This window comes from Mesorhizobium sp. M0771 (genome assembly GCF_040320155.1).
Taxonomy (GTDB): Bacteria; Pseudomonadota; Alphaproteobacteria; order Rhizobiales; family Rhizobiaceae; genus Mesorhizobium.
Map to the genome: position 1 here is coordinate 273037 of NZ_JAMYPC010000003.1, position 16235 is coordinate 289271.

General features: G+C 63.3%; 17 protein-coding genes. 8 read left to right on the forward strand and 9 right to left on the reverse strand.

The window, feature by feature from the left end; translation table 11 throughout:
- Positions 1–19: 19 nt before the first annotated feature.
- Genes NKI05_RS06710 through NKI05_RS06720 form a run of 3 tightly spaced genes read left to right on the forward strand, consistent with a single transcriptional unit; the run spans position 20 to position 3738 of the window.
- A complete protein-coding gene (locus NKI05_RS06710; protein WP_023682707.1) occupies positions 20–1369 on the forward strand; it encodes an aminotransferase class III-fold pyridoxal phosphate-dependent enzyme in 1350 nt (449 codons plus the stop codon).
- A gap of 33 nt (positions 1370–1402) precedes the next feature.
- A complete protein-coding gene (locus NKI05_RS06715) occupies positions 1403–2710 on the forward strand; it encodes an aminotransferase class III-fold pyridoxal phosphate-dependent enzyme (RefSeq protein WP_023682708.1) in 1308 nt (435 codons plus the stop codon).
- Positions 2707–3738 (forward strand): phosphotransferase enzyme family protein, encoded by a 1032-nt coding sequence (locus NKI05_RS06720; RefSeq protein ID WP_023682709.1) that lies wholly within the window; start codon positions 2707–2709, stop codon positions 3736–3738. Before NKI05_RS06715 ends, NKI05_RS06720 begins: the two co-directional genes overlap by 4 nt.
- Positions 3739–3755: 17 nt before the next feature.
- Here the strand turns inward: NKI05_RS06720 and hpaH are convergent, their stop codons facing one another.
- From hpaH to NKI05_RS06745, 5 genes are read right to left on the reverse strand one after another with little or no spacing between them, the layout of a single operon-like run.
- Positions 3756–4565 carry a 2-oxo-hept-4-ene-1,7-dioate hydratase gene (gene hpaH / locus NKI05_RS06725; protein ID WP_023818591.1) on the reverse strand — a complete coding sequence of 270 codons (810 nt, stop codon included), beginning with the start codon at positions 4563–4565 and terminating at the stop codon, positions 3756–3758.
- Complete coding sequence (locus NKI05_RS06730) at positions 4559–5434, reverse strand: fumarylacetoacetate hydrolase family protein (RefSeq protein ID WP_023815161.1); 876 nt, start codon at positions 5432–5434, stop codon at positions 4559–4561. Before NKI05_RS06730 ends, hpaH begins: the two co-directional genes overlap by 7 nt.
- A 29-nt stretch (positions 5435–5463) precedes the next feature.
- On the reverse strand, positions 5464–6444 hold the full coding sequence (gene hpaD, locus NKI05_RS06735) for a 3,4-dihydroxyphenylacetate 2,3-dioxygenase (protein ID WP_023686936.1): 981 nt from the start codon (positions 6442–6444) through the stop codon (positions 5464–5466).
- 14 nt (positions 6445–6458) lie between these two features.
- Positions 6459–7976 (reverse strand): 5-carboxymethyl-2-hydroxymuconate semialdehyde dehydrogenase, encoded by a 1518-nt coding sequence (gene hpaE, locus NKI05_RS06740; protein WP_023815160.1) that lies wholly within the window; start codon positions 7974–7976, stop codon positions 6459–6461.
- 11 nt (positions 7977–7987) lie between these two features.
- The gene (locus NKI05_RS06745) at positions 7988–8374 is read right to left on the reverse strand and encodes a 5-carboxymethyl-2-hydroxymuconate Delta-isomerase (protein WP_023686935.1); all 387 of its coding nucleotides are present in this window, start codon (positions 8372–8374) and stop codon (positions 7988–7990) included.
- 201 nt (positions 8375–8575) lie between these two features.
- On the opposite strand from NKI05_RS06745, the gene hpaR reads away from it, so the two are divergent.
- Entirely contained in the window at positions 8576–8971 is a 396-nt protein-coding gene (hpaR, locus tag NKI05_RS06750; protein ID WP_023695202.1) for a homoprotocatechuate degradation operon regulator HpaR, read from the forward strand.
- Between the two features lie 10 nt (positions 8972–8981).
- Here the strand turns inward: hpaR and NKI05_RS06755 are convergent, their stop codons facing one another.
- Both NKI05_RS06755 and NKI05_RS06760 read right to left on the reverse strand, forming a co-directional pair.
- A complete protein-coding gene (locus NKI05_RS06755; protein ID WP_023692271.1) occupies positions 8982–9491 on the reverse strand; it encodes a flavin reductase in 510 nt (169 codons plus the stop codon).
- A 6-nt stretch (positions 9492–9497) separates the two neighbouring features.
- Entirely contained in the window at positions 9498–11042 is a 1545-nt protein-coding gene (locus NKI05_RS06760; RefSeq protein ID WP_023804440.1) for a 4-hydroxyphenylacetate 3-hydroxylase N-terminal domain-containing protein, read from the reverse strand.
- Between the two features lie 92 nt (positions 11043–11134).
- Between NKI05_RS06760 and NKI05_RS06765 the strand changes: the two genes are divergently transcribed.
- The 3 genes from NKI05_RS06765 to NKI05_RS06775 all read left to right on the forward strand — a co-directional run bounded on the left by NKI05_RS06765 (position 11135) and on the right by NKI05_RS06775 (position 13272).
- Positions 11135–12004, forward strand: a complete 870-nt coding sequence (locus NKI05_RS06765; RefSeq protein WP_352792281.1) for a helix-turn-helix domain-containing protein — start codon at positions 11135–11137, stop codon at positions 12002–12004.
- A gap of 268 nt (positions 12005–12272) precedes the next feature.
- A complete protein-coding gene (locus NKI05_RS06770; RefSeq protein WP_023695200.1) occupies positions 12273–13019 on the forward strand; it encodes an IclR family transcriptional regulator in 747 nt (248 codons plus the stop codon).
- A gap of 22 nt (positions 13020–13041) precedes the next feature.
- The gene (locus NKI05_RS06775) at positions 13042–13272 is read left to right on the forward strand and encodes a helix-turn-helix domain-containing protein (protein ID WP_081727322.1); all 231 of its coding nucleotides are present in this window, start codon (positions 13042–13044) and stop codon (positions 13270–13272) included.
- Positions 13273–13355: 83 nt separating this feature from the next.
- Here the strand turns inward: NKI05_RS06775 and NKI05_RS06780 are convergent, their stop codons facing one another.
- Positions 13356–14081, reverse strand: a complete 726-nt coding sequence (locus NKI05_RS06780; protein WP_023815155.1) for an SDR family oxidoreductase — start codon at positions 14079–14081, stop codon at positions 13356–13358.
- 147 nt (positions 14082–14228) lie between these two features.
- Between NKI05_RS06780 and NKI05_RS06785 the strand changes: the two genes are divergently transcribed.
- Positions 14229–15125 (forward strand): AraC family transcriptional regulator, encoded by an 897-nt coding sequence (locus NKI05_RS06785; protein ID WP_023815154.1) that lies wholly within the window; start codon positions 14229–14231, stop codon positions 15123–15125.
- Between the two features lie 70 nt (positions 15126–15195).
- Here the strand turns inward: NKI05_RS06785 and NKI05_RS06790 are convergent, their stop codons facing one another.
- Entirely contained in the window at positions 15196–16215 is a 1020-nt protein-coding gene (locus tag NKI05_RS06790; RefSeq protein ID WP_023723332.1) for an NAD-dependent epimerase, read from the reverse strand.
- Positions 16216–16235: the final 20 nt, after the last annotated feature.

The window sequence follows — 16235 nt, forward strand, 5'->3', positions numbered from 1 at the left end:
ACATTTGCGGAGCCTTGCGATGCGCGACATCAATTTCCTCACCGAGAAAAACGCCAAGCCGATCTGGCATCCGATGGCACACCCGGCCGAGATGCGGGCCAACCCGCCAAAGGTGATCATGAAAGGCGAAGGCGTGATGGTCACCGACATCGACGGCAACACCGTGCTCGATGCGGTTGGCGGACTGTGGAACGTCAATCTCGGCTACTCCTGCGACCCGATCAAGAAGGCCATCGCCGACCAGCTCAGCGCCCTGCCCTACTATTCCGGGTTTCGCGGCACGTCGACCGGCCCGTCGATCGAGCTCGCTTACGAACTCAGCGAATGGTTCGAACCGGAAGGCATGGTGCGGACCTTCTTCACCTCGGGCGGCTCGGATTCGGTCGAAACCGCACTGCGGCTCGCCCGCCAATACTGGAAGATCCGCGGCCAGGGCGACCGGACAAAATTCCTCGCGCTGAAGAAGGGCTATCACGGCACCCATTTCGGTGGCGCGTCAGTCAACGGCAACGCCAATTTCCGCCGCAACTATGAGCCGCTTATGCCCGGCGTCTTCCACATTCCCGCACCCTGGACCTTCCGCAATCCGTTCGATGAGACCGATCCGGCGCGGCTGGCCAAACTGTGCGCCAAAGCGCTGGAGGATGAGATCGCCTTCCAGGGCGGCGACACCATTGCCGCCTTCATCATGGAGCCGGTTCTCGGCGCCGGCGGCGTCATCGTTCCGCATGACAGCTTCATGCCGCTGGTGCGCGAGATATGCGACCGCCACGAAATCCTGCTGATCGCCGACGAGGTGGTCACGGGCTTCGGTCGCACCGGCGCCTGGTCGGGTTCGCGGCTATCCGGCGTGAAGCCGGATTTCATGACCATCGCCAAGGCGATCACCTCGGGCTATTTCCCGCTCGGCGCCACCTTGATCGGCGCCAAGGTCGCCGACGTCTTCGAGGCCGACAAGACCAGCTTCGGGGCGATCGGTCATGGCTATACCTATTCCGGCCATCCTGTCGGCTGCGCGGCAGGGGTGGCTGCACTTGCCGAGACCAAACGGCTTCGCCTGGACGAGAACGCAGCCGCGCGCGGCATCGAGCTGGCGGCGATGCTGGAGGGGCTAAAAGCCAAGCACGCGATCGTCGGCGACATCAGGTACAAGGGCCTGATGGCTGCGCTAGAGCTGGTCTCCGATCGCACGACGAAAAAGCCGGTGGACAAGAAGACCATGGCCGTGGTTTCGGAAGCCACTTATGACGCCGGCGTCATGCTGCGCGTGTCCGGCAACAACATCATCCTGTCGCCGCCGCTGATCATCGGCGCCGCCGACGTGGCAAAGATCGGCGAGGCCATCGATGCAGGTCTGTCGAGGGCCTGATGGACCCGCTGACGCAATGGAGTTTGGTACGCAATGACCCAATCTGAGAAGAACCCGAGCGAGGAAGCGCTCGTCAAGCGGCGTGCCCGCCTGCTCGGCGCGAAATCGCAATTGTTCTACGACGAGCCCGTGCACCTGGTGCGCGGCGAAGGCGTCTGGCTCTACGATGCCGACGGCCGCAAGTATCTCGATGCCTACAACAACGTCGCCCATGTCGGCCATTGCCACCCGCATGTGGTCGAGGCCTTGTGCCGTCAGGCAAGCCTGCTCAACACCCACACACGCTATCTGCACACCGCAATTCTCGACTATGTCGAGCGGCTGACGGCGACCTTCAATGCAAGCCTCGCCACCGCAATCCTGACCTGCACCGGCAGCGAGGCCAACGACATCGCGCTGCGCATGGCGCAGGCCGCCTCCGGCAATATGGGCATCATCGCCACCGACGCCACCTATCATGGCAACACGACGGCGGTTTCGCAGCTGAGCACGCGCATGCCTCCGATCCGCGGCCGCGCCCCCCATGTCAGGCTGGTGCCGGCCCCCGACAGCTATCGCCATCCCGATGCGATGGCCAATGGCAAGGCCTTTGGCGACGCCGTGCGTCAAGCGATCGCCTCGCTCGCACAGGATGGCATTGGCCTGTCTGGCATCATCTTGTGTCCGCTGCTCGCCAATGAAGGTTTCCCGGCTCTGCCCACCGGATTTTTCGACGACGCCTTGGGGGCCGTGCGCGAAGCCGGTGGTCTGGTCATCGCCGACGAAGTGCAGCCCGGCTTCGGCCGCACCGGCAGCCATTTCTGGGGCCATCAGCGCGCCGGCTTCGTCCCCGACATCGTCACCATGGGCAAGCCGATGGGCAATGGCCATCCGATCGCGGCCGTGGTCACCACCAAGGAGATACTGGCGACCTTCCGCGACGCTTTCCGCTACTTCAACACCTTTGGCGGCAACCCGGTCTCCTGCGCGGTCGCCAATGCCGTCCTCGACGTCATCGAACAGGAAAACCTTGTCGCCAACGCGCAAGACGTCGGCGCCTATGCGCTCGGCCTGCTGCGCCCGCTGGCCGACCGGCATGAGTGCATCGGCGAGGTCAGGGGCGCCGGACTGTTCTTCGGCGCCGAACTGGTCCACGACCGCGACACGCGCGAACCGGCGCCCGACATTGCCGAGCAGGTCGCCAACCGCATGCGTCATCGCGGCGTGCTGATGGGCAAGACCGGCATCCACGGCAATGTGCTCAAGATCCGCCCGCCCATGCCGTTCTCGCGCGACAATGCCGATTTCCTGATCGGCCTGCTGGACGAGGTGCTGGGTGAAGTCGGCGGAGTGCCGGCGTGAATTCTGTTTGCACCCAATCCGAGCCCGAAACGGCAGCCGATGTCACGGAGCTCGCCAAGCGTGCGCTCGAACATTGGGGCGCCCGCAATTCTGAGCCGGAACTTCTGAAGCACCGCGAGAACGCCGTCTTCCGCGTGCGGCTGCCGGACGGCCAGCCGGCAGCCATGCGCATCCACCGGCTCGGCTACCACACGGACGCCGCGCTGCGTTCGGAACTGCAATGGATGGGCTTCCTGCAATCCGCCGGCGTCGCCACGCCGTCTTGCGTCGCAACACAGGCCGGCGATCCGTTCGTGCTTGTCAGCACGGCCACCTCGGCGCAGCCCCGGCAGGCCGATTGCCTGAGTTGGCTGGAGGGGCGCGCCGTGGGCGCACGCGGCGTGCCACTGGTCTACACGCCCGACCAGTCGGTCCAGATCTTCACGGCGATCGGGCGGACCATCGCCCATATGCACAATGTCACTGCCTCGTGGACGCCGCCCGCGGGCTTCGTCCGCCATGCCTGGGACTTCGACGGCTTCTTCGGTGCGAACCCGGTCTGGGGCCGGTTCGAGACCTCGCCCTTTCTCGATGGTCCTCGCCGCGCGCTGGTCTTGCAGGCGCGCGACAAGGCAGTGAAGGCGCTGTCGGAACATGAGCGCAGCGCGCGCAATTTCGGCATCATCCACGCCGATCTGGTGCGCGAAAATGTGCTCATCCATGACAGCGCGGTGCGCATCATCGATTTCGACGATTGCGGCCATGGCTGGCACATGTACGACCTTGCCGTCGCCCTCTACCAGAACCGCGAGGAGGCGATCTACCCGCTGATCGAAACCGCTTTGCTTGACGGCTACCAGGAAGAGCGTGCGCTGATCCCGCAGGACATCGCCGCATTGCCTCTATTCGCCGCCTTGCGTGCCTTCGCGTTTCTTGGCTGGGTGCAAAGCCGCGTCGAAGGCGACATCACCAGGGATGTCGGCTTGCGGATGTCGACCATCGCAGCCGATGTGGTGATTGACTACCTGCGCGGCGAACAGCCCAACTGACGAGCCGATGAGAGCCGTCAGCTCTTGGCGAAATGGATACTGACCGTTCCCGAGCTGCCGAAGTCGGCGACGATGGTATCGCCGGGCCGCGCCTCGACCGGGCGCACAAACGATCCGGACAGCACCACCTCGCCGGCCGCGATGGACATGCCGTAGCGGGCGAGCCTGTCCGCCAGCCAGGCAATGCCCATCGCCGGATGGTTGAGCACGCCGGCGCCAAGCCCGGTCTCCTCGACCTCCGCATTGCGCGAGACGATGGCGCCGATCCAGCGCATATCGGCTTCATCGGGTCGTTGCGGCCGGCCGCCGATGACAATGCCGGCATTGGCGGCGTTGTCGGAAATCGTATCGAAGAAAGTGCGCGCCTTCTTTGTCTCGGCATTGACGCGTTCGATGCGCGTGTCGAGGATTTCGAGCGCCGGCGTGATATAATCGGTGGCGTTGAGCACGTCGAAGATGGTCACGCCTGGGCCCCTCAGCGGCGCCTTCATGACGAAGGCTATCTCGGCCTCGACGCGCGGCTGGATGAAGCGGCCGACGGGTATCGTCGCGCCGTCGTTGAAGAACATGTCGTCGAACAGCACGCCCGAATCCGGCGTGTCGATGGCGAGCGCATATTGCATCGCCTTCGATGTCAGGCCGATCTTCCAGCCCTTCGGGGTCAGCCCGGCATCGGTCTTGCGTTTCACCAGCGCTGCCTGGACGCGATAGGCATCCTCCATCGTCGCGTCGGGAAAGTCGAGGCTGAACAGACGGATCTGGCGGCGCGAACGCTCGGCTTCGAACAGCCTTGCCGCGGCATCTTCAACTTGCTCGGGGGTCACGATGCTGCCTCGTCGACGACGCCGTTGCGGAGCACGCCGATGCCGTCGGCTTCGACTTCGATCACGTCGCCCGGCTTCAGCCAGATCGGCGGGTCGAAGCGGGCGCCGGCGCCGGTCGGCGTACCGGTGACGATGATATCGCCTGGCACCAGCGTGGTGAAGGTGGAGACATAGGCGATGATCTTGCGGAACGAGAAGATCATCCGGCTGGTGCGGTCCTGCTGGCGCAATTCGCCATTGACGCGGGTGGTCAGCGCGATGTCGGCAATCTGCGCCTCGTCGGTGAACGGCACCAGCCACGGACCGAGCGAGCCGGTGCGGTCGAAATTCTTGCCCTGCGTGACGTTGAACTTGGCGTGCCGTACCCAATCGCGAATGGTGCCTTCGTTGCACAGGGATAGTGCCGCGATATGGTCAAGCGCATCCCTCTCGGCGATGCGTCGTCCACCCTTGCCGATGACGATGACGATCTCGCCCTCATAGTCCAGCTGCGGCGATTCCGGCGGCCGCACCAGCGGCGCGTCGTGGCCGACGAAGGAGCGGGGGAAGCGGATGAACAGCGACGGGTTGGAAGGCGCGGCCTGGCCGTCCTTGTACTCTTCGTTGCGGTCCGGGTAGTTGACGCCGACGCAGATGATCTTTTCCGGCGACGGCACAGGGATTTCATAAGCGATGGCGCCGACTGGAAAATCGACGGCGTGGGCTTCGGCCTCTTCCGCCAGCCGCCGTAGCACGCCGGCCTCGATCACTTCGCGCAGCGTCGGCCACTGGCTGTGCCGCGCCGACAGGTCGACGACGCCCTTATCTGTGACCACGCCATAGCGCGTCTTGCCGCCGACGGTGAAGGTGGCGAGCCGCCCATGTGCAGTCATCCCGGTCTCCGTCAGGTTCGCGTCTGTGGTCACGGTGCGATGATCGGCGACGCCGTCAAATCCGGTTGGCGTGCGGCCGCGCCGGCAAAGGTGCTGCCCTCCTCGAACCAGCTTTTCGGCGCCGGCGCGCCCCATAGCGTCTGGCGCTGCGGGTCCTTGAGGTCCCATTTGATCGGCTCCAGATCCGGATCGACCGTCTGGTAGTCCGAGCAATAGATCTCGATGCGGTGATTGTCCGGGTCGCGGACATAAAGGAAGAAGGCGTTGGAAATGCCATGCCGGCCTGGGCCGCGCTCGATATTTGCGAGGTAACCCGTCGTCGCCATCAGGTCGAGCAGGTCGATGATGTTGAGCGGTGTCGGCACCCAAAAGGCGACGTGATGCAGGCGCGGACCCACACCGTTGGTGAAGGCGATGTCGTGGACGCCGCCCTTGCGGTGCGTCCAGGCCGCCCACAGCTTTCCGCTACTCGCATCCTCGGTGTATTCGGTGACGCGGAAGCCAAGCTCGTTGTAGAAGGCGACGGACTCGTCGACATTGGGCGAGAAGCAGTTGAAGTGGTCGATGCGCAGCGGCTTCACGCCCTTGTAGAGCGCATATTTCTGATGAATCGGCGGCAGCCTTTCCATTTGGGCAAAGAACTCGAGCGGAATGCCGTGCGGGTCGCGGGTGCGGAAGGTGCGCGACTGGTACTGTCGCTCGACCCACTCGACCGGCAGGCCTTTTGCCTTGAAGAAATGCTCGGCCTTGTCGAGATCCTCATCCGAAAAAACCTTGAAGCCGAGATCGCGGGCTTCGGCGCTGCCGGCCTTCTTCAGCACGATGCAGTGGTGTCCGCGCTCTTCCAACGCCCTTAGATAGATGGCTTCCGATGTCTCGTCGGTAACCTGCAGGCCAAGCGTGTCGACATAGAAGGCGCGGGATTTCGCAAGGTCGGTGACCGCCAGTTCGACATGGCTGAGGCGCACGATGTTGAAGGCGGGATAGAGGTTTGGTTTGGGCAGTGGCATGCGATGTCCTCCGGTCAGCCGCCGAGTTTCTGGATCGTGTGCGCTGAAGTGGCGAAGGCGATGTTCTTCGTCTCCATGTAGAAATCGAAGGAATGGTCGCCGCCGTCGCGGCCGATGCCGGAATTCTTGACGCCGCCGAACGGCGTCGGCAAATGCCGCACATTCTCCGAATTGACCCAGATCATGCCGGCGTCCAGCGCATCGGTGAAGCGGAAGGCGCGGGTGACATCCGACGTCCAGAGATAGCCGGTCAGGCCGTATTGGGTGTCGTTGGCCAGCGCCAGCGCTTCGGCCTCGTCCTTGAAGGAAATGGCGGTCAGCACCGGCCCGAAAATCTCTTCCTGGGCAATGCGCATCCTGTTGGTGGCGCCGGTAAACAGCGTCGGGCTGACATAGCAGCCACCGCCCGGACCGGCGAACTTGTCGCCGCCGGCGGCTACCACCGCGCCTTCCGATTTGCCGATCTCGATATAGGAAAGCACCTTTTCCTCGTGCACCGGATGGATCAGCGGACCAACAACCGTTTTGGGATCGAGCGGATGGCCAACCTTGATGCGCTTTGCCTTCTCCGCAACCAGATCCGTGAATGTGTCGTAGACCGAGGCTTCGACCAGAAGCCGCGACGATGAGGTGCAGCGTTCGCCGTTGAGCGAGTAGATCATGAACACGGCCGCATCCGCCGCACGTTCGAGATCGGCGTCGGCGAAGACGATCACCGGGTTCTTCCCGCCCAGTTCGAAATGCACGCGCTTCAGCGTATCGGCGCCTTGTTTCATGATCATCGAGCCGGTGCGGCTCTCACCGACAAAACCGATCGCCTTGATGTCAGGGTGCTCGGTCAGCGCCTTGCCGGCGTGCTCGCCGAGGCCGTTGACCAGGTTCCACACGCCTTTCGGCAGGCCGGCCTCCTCCGCGGTCTCGACCAGCAGGCGAGCGGTCAGCGGCGAAAATTCGGCCGGCTTGTGGACGACGGTGCAGCCTGCCGCCAGCGCCGGCGCGATCTTCCATGTCGACAGCATGAACGGCGTGTTCCACGGCGTGATGATGCCGACCGGGCCGATCGGCACGCGCGTGGTGATGTTGACCTGGCCTGTCGTGCGCAGCGTCTCGCCGTCGCGCGCTTCCGGCGCGCGGTCGGCGAAGAAGCGGAAATTCTCGGCGCCGCGCAGCGCGGCCTTGGCCATGAATTTCAGCGCCTGGCCGGTGTCCATGCACTCGACGAAGGCGATCTCCTCGGCGCGCGCTTCGATCGCATCGGCTATCTTGTGCAGCAGCTTCTTGCGCCCGTCGCCCGGCATGGCGGCCCAGGCCGGGAACGCCGCCTTTGCCGCCTTGGCGGCGCGGTCGATATCGGCGGCACTGCCACGCGCGACCTTGGCCAGCGGCTTGAGATCGACCGGCGACATGCTCTCGAAGGTCGAGCCATCCACCGCCGGCACCGCTTCGCCGCCGATCTGGTTCAGCACGCCGTCGCGCTTGAAACGGGCCAGATAGGCCTCGGCCTTTTTCAGATTGCCTTCGAGGTCGGACATATCAGCTTCCGTCACTTGCCGCGCAGTCGCGGATGGATTGCGTTTTTCTTCCAGCTCAGTACCGGGTCGATCTCCCTGATCTCCAGGGAAAGAGCGAAGTGCGGGGTCTCGAACAGGGGGCCAAGGTATTCGCTCACCGCGGCGAAGACCGCCTCCCCGGTTCGTTTCTTGTCCTGGGCGCTGCGCCCGGTTCCAATGCGAAACGACATGTCGAGGAAAGCGTTTTCCGGCAGGCTGTCGGCGATGGCATAGGCTTCCGCACGGAAGGCCCGCACCCGCACCGCGCCGGTTTCAAACAGCCCGGTGCCGAGCACGGTGCGCAACACCAGCGCGCACAATTCGCTCATGTCGACCTTGGCATCGAGGTTGGCCGAATACTCGATGGAAAAGTGAGGCACCGCGTCTCGTTCCCCGGATTGTTCCACTGTTGTAATTAACGCGTTAATTACATGCAGCATCCCTGAAGTCAAGACTTGCATCCAAGTTGAGGCGACGATACGGGATGGAAAGGTCAGGTTTTGGCGTGCGGTCCCGCCGACCGCCCGCATCATTGGGGACGCTGCTTCTTGCTGCCTGAAAACACCCGTCGTTCTCTGCCGATGGCGCTGCTCCATGCCCGCGAAGTGGTGATGGCGCGGTTTCGCCCTATGCTGGCGGCGCATGACGTGACCGAACAGCAATGGCGTGTGCTGCGCGTTCTGAGCGAGGCCGGCCCTGTCGAGGCGACGGAACTTGCCGATCGCGCTTCGGTGCTGCCGCCCAGCCTGACACGCATCATCAAGACGCTCGAGGGCCGAAAATTCATCACCCGCAACAAGGCGGAAGGCGATGGCCGCCGTGTCGTGCTGACGATCGCCCCGGCGGGCTCCGCCCTTATCGATGCCTTGTCGCCGGAACGCCTCGTCATCTACCGCGACATCGAACAGCGCTTCGGACATGAGAGGCTCGAGCAATTGCTCGATCTGCTGGAGAGCCTGATCGCCGGCGAGAACTGACTGCTCCCGCTCAGCCGCCAAAACTGCCAAGCCGCGTCGGCTGCGTGTAATTGCGGTCGACATACAGCAAGGCCGAGCCGCCGCTGCCGTGCCTGACGTCGATAACGCGGCCGATCATGACATTATGCGTGCCGACGATGTGCACATCCTCGATCTCGCAATCGAAATTGACGATCGCATCGGACAGCGCCGGCGTGCCTGAGGCCAGCGTTTGCCAGCGCGCCGCCGAATAGCGTGCCTCCATGTCCCTGGTCGCGCCGGCGAACTTGCCGGCTAGGTGCATATGGTCATGCGTCAGCACGTTGACGCAGAAGCGCCGGTTGGCGAGGAACATGGCGGCCTGCGTCGAGCGGCCGTTCATGCACACCAGCAGTGTCGGCGGTTCGTCCGACACACTGCACATGGCGGTGGCGGTGAAGCCGCCGCGCCCGGCCGGACCATCTGTCGTGACGATGTTGACCGGCGCGCAGACCCTTGCCATGGCGTCGCGGAAATCGGCCTTCGAAATCTGCGTGGCCATCTGACATCACCCGGCCGTAGAAGCGAGCGGATTGAGCCAGGTATCTCCCGTCCAGCCGTTCTCGTCATAGTCGGCCATGCAGGTGTCGACCAGTTCTTCCATGGCCTTCAGCCGGCCGCCGCGTTCGGCGCCCTTCAGCACCTGCAGCCGCACCTCTTCCGGCGCACCGGCATAGTTGAGTTCGTAGAGCGCGTGGCGGCCGCCGAACTCGGTGCCGGTCGCGTCCCACAACAGTTTCATGATCTTGATGCGCTCGACATGGCCCATGTCGTTGGAACCGCGCACATACTGCGCGAGGTATTTGTCGATCTCGGGATTGTTGAAGTCGCGCACCGATGACGGCAGGTAGATCAAGCCGGAGGCGATCACCCGGCGCACCGTGTCGATGACGCGCGGATAGGCTTCCGACATGAAAGTCCGGTAGGCAAGGGCTGCTTCCAGGTTGGGCAGGACAGCGCCATTCGCCCAGGGGATCGGATTGTAGGCCATGGCGTTGGAAAAGCTCCAGAACATGTGCCTGAGCGCGATGACCTCGCCCAGCGCCGCCTGGTTGCCGCGGAAGGCATCGCCGCCGGTGGCGCGCAGCGCCTTTGCCAGCAGGCCGGCGAGGAAGTCGAGCTTGACGGCAAAGCGTGTGCAGCCCTGGAAGCAATAGCCATGCATGAAGCCCGAAGCCGGATGGAAGGACAGGATTTTCTGCGCCTCGCGCAGCACCAGCACGTCCTCCCAGGGGATGAAGACATTGTCGAGCACCAGGATGGCATCGTTCTCGTCGAAGCGCGACGACAACGGATAGTCGAACGGAGCCGCCGCCGTGTTGGCCGTCTGCTCATAGGAGACGCGGCAGAACATCTTTACCCCCGGCGCATTCATCGGCACGATGAACATGACCGACAGCGACGGATCTTCGGTGACCGTCGCCGAACTCTGCGCCAGGAAATTGTAGTGGGTCAGCGCCGAGGACGTCGCCACCACCTTGGCGCCGGAGACATAGATGCCGGCGTCGGTCTCCTTGGTGATGTGGACGAAGACATCCTTCACCTGTTCGGCCGGCTTGTGGCGGTCGATCGGCGGGTTGACGATGGCGTGGTTCATGAACAGCACGGCTTCCTGCGCACGCTTGTGCCAGGCGAGCGCATTGTCCTTGAACGGGCCGTACCAGTCGGCATTGGCGCCGAGCGTGTTCATCAGTGCCGCCTTGTAATCGGGCGTGCGGCCCATCCAGCCATAGGACATGCGTGACCACTCGGCGATCGCGGTCTGCTGGGCCGCGAGTTCGCCGGATGATTTGGCGACGCGGAAATATTTGTGGGTGTAGCCGCCCGAACCGGTATCGGTAGGCGAGGTCAGCGTGCCCTGCCGCTTGGGATCGTGCAGCGCATCATAGAGGCGCGCCAGCGACCGCGCCGAATTGCGCATCGCCGGATGGGTGGTGACATCGGCGATGCGCTCGCCGTTGATGTAGACCTCGCGGCCGTCGCGCAAGCTCTCCAGATACTCGGCCCCGGTGAACGGGCGCCCATTGTCGGCACGAAAGTCTTCCGATCGCATGATGTTCCTCCACTTATGGCATCAACTCTAGCGCTCCTGGCAAGGATCGGTTAGGACGTAACGGCAAAACCGATTGGACTTTTTCCGGCGCCATGAGCCTCAATTCCATTCCTGATTTCTTTGTCTATGGCGAGCCGGTGCGGCCGCTTGATGTCGGCTTCCTGCATGTCGAGACGGTGCTTGCGCGCAGCAACATTCATCTCGGCCAGGTTGCCGCGCACAAGCATCCGCAAATGGGCCAGATCACCTACTGGACCAGCGGCTCCGGCACCTACCGCATTGAAGACCAATCCTGGGACTTTTCGGCACCGGCCGTCAGCTTCGTGCCGAGCACCATCGTGCATGGCTTCTCGATCGGGCCCGGCACCGACGCCATCGTGGTTTCGGTCGCCGATGATGCGCTTGCGGCAATAGCCGCTCACAGCCTGCTGCCATTGGACCGGCCGGTCTTTGCCGATAGCCTTCCTCAGCACGTCGCGTGGAAAAGGCTTGCGGCGGTGCTGGAGATGATCGCCACCGAATATGCCGAGGCGCAGGCCGGGAGTGACAAGACCCTGTCGGCGCTGATTGCCGTCGCGCTCTCCCACATCGCGCGTCTTGGTCCCGAGGTAATGGATGCCACTGGCTCTTCCGATGCTGCATTGGCGCGCGGCTTGCGCCGTCTGGTCGATGCGCATTTCCGCGACAACTGGCCCGTCGACCGCTACGTCGAGGCGCTGGCCACGACAGCGCATCTTCTCGACAAGGCCGCCCATATGGTGCTTGGCAGCGGCGTCAAGCGACTCATCGGCGAGCGACGGTTGCTGGAGGCCAAGCGCTTGCTGCTGTTCACCGTGCGCACCGTCGAGGACATCGCCTACGAAATCGGCTTCGAAGATCCGGCCTATTTCTCACGCTTCTTCCGGGAGCGGGTTGGCCGGGCGCCCGCCGCCTGGCGCCGCGCGCACCTGGGGCAGAGTTGAAGCTTCCGCGCCGGCCAGGATCAGGCGTTTGGGCCGACACGCCGGCCAGGCACGGCGCCGCCGAGTTGATCCACCTGTTGATAGGTGTTGCCGCGCAGCATCACCCCGCGCACGGCGCGGCGCATCGAGATTGATGTCGCCGCGAAACTTGCTAGTGTTTTTTGTCGCTTTCAAACGGTTCGTTATTTGAACCACCATTTTATGTGCTATGAGCGGACTGCAAGGTGGATTGGCTTCCGTCCCATGCGAAGTATCTTGAGGATGCACGATGAGCACAGTAGGCAAAGCGATATCGCTGTTGGAGCAGTTCACGCTCGGCGAACCGGAGATCGGCCTGTCCGAGCTCGCCCGCAAAACTGGCCTTGACAAGGCGACGGCGCGGCGCCTGCTGATGGCGCTGGCCGACCACCGCCTGATCGAACAAGAGCCGGCAAGCCGCCGCTACCGGCTCGGCGCCGGCCTGTCGCGGCTGGCCCGGTTTCGCGACGCGCATTTTCCCTTCGTGCGCGTGGCAGCACCTGTGGTTCGCGAGCTGGCGCTGGAAACCGGCGAAACGGTGCATCTGTCGGAATTCAGCGCCGGCGCACTGCTGACGGTCCATGTCGAGCTGTCGGCAAAGGCCAACCGGGTCAATGTCGATGTCGGCCAGGTGCTGCCCTTGCACGGCACCGCCTCCGGCATCGCCTTTCTCGCCGCTTCGCCTCGGGAAGCGGCCGAGGCCTATGTCGACAAGCCGTTGCCGACCTTCACGCCACACACGGTGACCCAGCCCGACAGGCTGATGAAGGCGATCCGGCTTGCCGCCAAGCGCGGCTATTCCTCGAGCTCCCAAGGCTATGAAGAAGGCGTGCACAGCATAGCCGCGGCAATCCTCGGCTCCGATGGGCGTCCTCTCGGTGCGCTCGCGGTGGCCTCGCCTGTGTCACGCGCCGATGACAGCATGGCGGCCAGCCAGGGCGAAGCGGTGATCCAGGCGGCGCGGCTGATTTCAGCGCGCCTGGCCGGCGAAGCCTGACATCTCTACCGTCGCAGGGGAGATGATTAGCGGGTTAAGTTCCCAGCGGCGCACCGGCCTTGCCGCGAGACCGGAATGCTTCGTCTGGGACAGGCGGCTGGAGCGCAGCAAGGAAGAATTGTTGTCGCCCGCCCGAGCGTCGCCCACGATCTCGGAAATCGCCTTTGCTTGCGGGTTCAATTCGAGTGCGCATTTTTCGCGCGCGTTCGAGAGCCGGTATGATGTGGCCCGCGGGAGTTGCGCCAGAGGCTGAGGGCGGGTGCATTAAGGGGTGGGCCGTTTGCCGATCTCGGAGAGCGCCCTAGCTCGCCGAAAGCCGGCATCCGGCAGCAAGTTCTACATATTGGCAGCGGTTGGCCGCACGATCACTTCGTTGACGTCGACGCCATCGGGTTGATCAAGCGCAAAACGGATCGCCCGTGCAATGGCGTCCGGTGTGAGCGACTTCTGCCGCCATTCTTTCAGAGCCGTGGCGACCTGAGGATCGCTGATATCGTCGCCTAGTTCGGTTGCGGTCACTCCGGGGGAGATGATCGTGGCGCGGATGTCGTCATGCTCCTGCCGCAGCCCCTCGGTGATTGCCCAGACGGCATATTTCGTGCCGCAATAGACCGCCGCGGTGGGCAGCACGATATGCGCACCGACCGAGGCGACATTGACGATATGCCCATTCTTCTGGGCGACGAAGCGCGGCAGCACCGCGGCGATCCCGTTCAGCACGCCGCCGATGTTGACATTGATCATGCGAGACCACTCATCGCGCTTCAGCGCGGCAAGCGGCGACAGCGGCATGACGCCGGCATTGTTGACCAGCACATCGATCTGCCCGAATTCGGCATGAGCGGCATCGGCAAAGGCGTCGAAATTCGCCGCGTTAGTCACGTCGAGTTCGCGCCACGCGACGCCTTTGCCTATTTCTGCGGCCAGCGCCTTGAGCCGCTCGGTGCGGCGGGCCCCGATGAACAGTCTGGCGCCGGCACCGGCAAGTTCCCGAACCGTCGCTTCGCCGATGCCGCTGGAGGCGCCGGTGATGAGTACAACCTTGTCTTTAAGTCCCGTCATGATCGTTCCTTTTTCGCTGCGGTGACGGGGAGATAGATGGCGCGAACCGGCAAAGGCCGGTAGCGTGATCGTCCAAAGAGTTTGCACGATCCTCCAAATGAACTCGAAATGCCTTGCAACATTTCGCGCCATGAAGATTTATGCGGCATGGAAAAAATCAATGAACTCGCCGAGCTGATCACCCGCTTTGCGCCGAAGTCTGGCATGGCCGGCACTGCGGTGCCGCGGCTGTCGCTCATTCGCGCCAACCAGCCCAGTGCACCCGTGCCTGCGGTCTACGAGGCGTCGCTTTGCATAATCGCCCAAGGATCGAAGCGCGTCTCGCTGGCCGACCAGAGCGTGGTCTATGACGCATCGAGCTACCTGCTCGTCTCGGTCGACCTGCCGCTGGTCGGGCATGTGTTGGAGGCGAGTCCGGCGGCGCCCTACCTCTGTTGCAAGATAGATTTTGATTCCACCGCGCTGGCCGAACTGCTTGTGAAAGAAGGACGTGCATCCCCCAGCAGGGATCTGCCGGTGTTAGCTGCCTATCCAAGTGACCCCGACCTGATTGATGCCGCCTGTCGGCTTGTCAGGCTGCTCGATCGCCCCGAGAGCATCACCGTGCTGGCGCCGCTGATCGAACGCGAAATCCTTTACCGGCTCCTCACCGGACCGCACGGTGACACGCTTCGCCAGATGGCGTCGGTGGACAGCCACCTGAACCAGGTCAGCCGCGCCATCGCCACGATCCGCAATCATTTCCAGGCACAACTGCGCATCGAAGAGATTGCGGCGGCATCGGGCATGAGCGCGTCGTCCCTTCATGCCCATTTCAAGGCGATGACGCGCATGACCCCGCTCGAATACCAGAAGCAGCTGCGCCTGCAGGAGGCGCGAAGGATTATGCTTGCCGGCGGCGCAAACGCAGGCACGGCCGGGTTCGCGGTGGGCTATGACAGCCCTTCGCAGTTCAGCCGAGAATATCGTCGCCTGTTCGGTGCGCCGCCCCGGAAAGATATTGACCGCCTTCAGGCGACACCCAGTTCGGCTGCGGCTTATTGAGTTTTCCGAGCGGCATGCGCCAGCCATGGCTGGTCAGGAGCCAGCCGCCTCCAGGTGGCGAAGCGTCCGATCATGCTCGGTAGAACTCCCGGTACCATTCGACAAAGCGCGGAACCCCTATTTCGATCGGGATTTTGGGCTTGAAGCCGGTCGCCTCCTCGAGCGAGCTGACATTGGCGAAAGTTGCCGGAACGTCGCCTGGCTGAAGTGGCCTGAGGTTGCGGTTTGCCTTGCGTCCCAGCGCGTCTTCGAGCACCTCGATCAATCGGTTCAGTTGAACGGGCGAATTGCCGCCGATGTTGTGAATCCTGAACGGGGCGTTGCTGGTCGCTGGGTCTGGCGCGACACTTTTCCACTCAGGATTGGGTGTCGCGGGTTGCTGCATGACGCGGATAATACCTTCGACAATGTCGTCGATATAGGTGAAATCCCGCTGCATGTTGCCATAGTTGAAGACCTCGATCGGCTCGCCGGCGAGGATAGCCTTGGCGAAGATGAACAGCGCCATGTCCGGCCGCCCCCACGGACCATAGACGGTGAAAAAACGCAGCCCGGTGGTCGGCAGTCGAAACAGATGGCTGTATGTGTGCGCCATCAGCTCGTTCGCCTTCTTGCTTGCGGCGTAAAGGCTGAGCGGATGGTCCGCCGGATCGTGCACGGAAAACGGCATGCGGGTGCTGCCGCCATAAATCGAACTCGACGATGCATAGACCAGATGGCCGACGGAGGCCTGCCGGCATCCTTCCAGGATGTTGACAAAGCCGCTGAGGTTGCTTTCCACATAGGCGTGCGGATTGCTGATCGAATAGCGTACGCCGGCTTGCGCCGCGAGATTGACGACAACCTCCGGCGCGGCCGAGAGGAAGAGCTCCGAAATACGGTCCCGCTCCGTGAGATCGGCATGCTCGAAACAAAAATTCGAAAACGCTTTCAGCCGCTCGAGACGAGCCTGCTTCAGGCTGACGTCATAGTACTCGTTCATGGAGTCGAGGCCGATAACCTGGCCTCCTTCGGCAAGCAGCCTCAGGCAAAGATGAAACCCTATGAACCCGGCTGCGCCGGTGATCAGTATCGGCCTGCTTGATGTCACTGCATATCCTAGCGTTAATT

Coding starts and splice junctions, on each gene's coding strand:
- NKI05_RS06775 (WP_081727322.1), top strand. CDS start 13,042: ATGATTAGCGGGTTAAGTTCCCAGCGGCGCACCGGCCTTGCCGCGAGA.
- NKI05_RS06760 (WP_023804440.1), bottom strand. CDS start 11,042: ATGCGATCGGAAGACTTTCGTGCCGACAATGGGCGCCCGTTCACCGGG.
- NKI05_RS06715 (WP_023682708.1), top strand. CDS start 1,403: ATGACCCAATCTGAGAAGAACCCGAGCGAGGAAGCGCTCGTCAAGCGG.
- hpaE (WP_023815160.1), bottom strand. CDS start 7,976: ATGTCCGACCTCGAAGGCAATCTGAAAAAGGCCGAGGCCTATCTGGCC.
- hpaR (WP_023695202.1), top strand. CDS start 8,576: ATGGCGCTGCTCCATGCCCGCGAAGTGGTGATGGCGCGGTTTCGCCCT.
- NKI05_RS06730 (WP_023815161.1), bottom strand. CDS start 5,434: ATGACTGCACATGGGCGGCTCGCCACCTTCACCGTCGGCGGCAAGACG.
- NKI05_RS06785 (WP_023815154.1), top strand. CDS start 14,229: ATGGAAAAAATCAATGAACTCGCCGAGCTGATCACCCGCTTTGCGCCG.
- NKI05_RS06765 (WP_352792281.1), top strand. CDS start 11,135: ATGAGCCTCAATTCCATTCCTGATTTCTTTGTCTATGGCGAGCCGGTG.
- NKI05_RS06755 (WP_023692271.1), bottom strand. CDS start 9,491: ATGGCCACGCAGATTTCGAAGGCCGATTTCCGCGACGCCATGGCAAGG.
- hpaD (WP_023686936.1), bottom strand. CDS start 6,444: ATGCCACTGCCCAAACCAAACCTCTATCCCGCCTTCAACATCGTGCGC.
- NKI05_RS06770 (WP_023695200.1), top strand. CDS start 12,273: ATGAGCACAGTAGGCAAAGCGATATCGCTGTTGGAGCAGTTCACGCTC.
- NKI05_RS06710 (WP_023682707.1), top strand. CDS start 20: ATGCGCGACATCAATTTCCTCACCGAGAAAAACGCCAAGCCGATCTGG.
- NKI05_RS06780 (WP_023815155.1), bottom strand. CDS start 14,081: ATGACGGGACTTAAAGACAAGGTTGTACTCATCACCGGCGCCTCCAGC.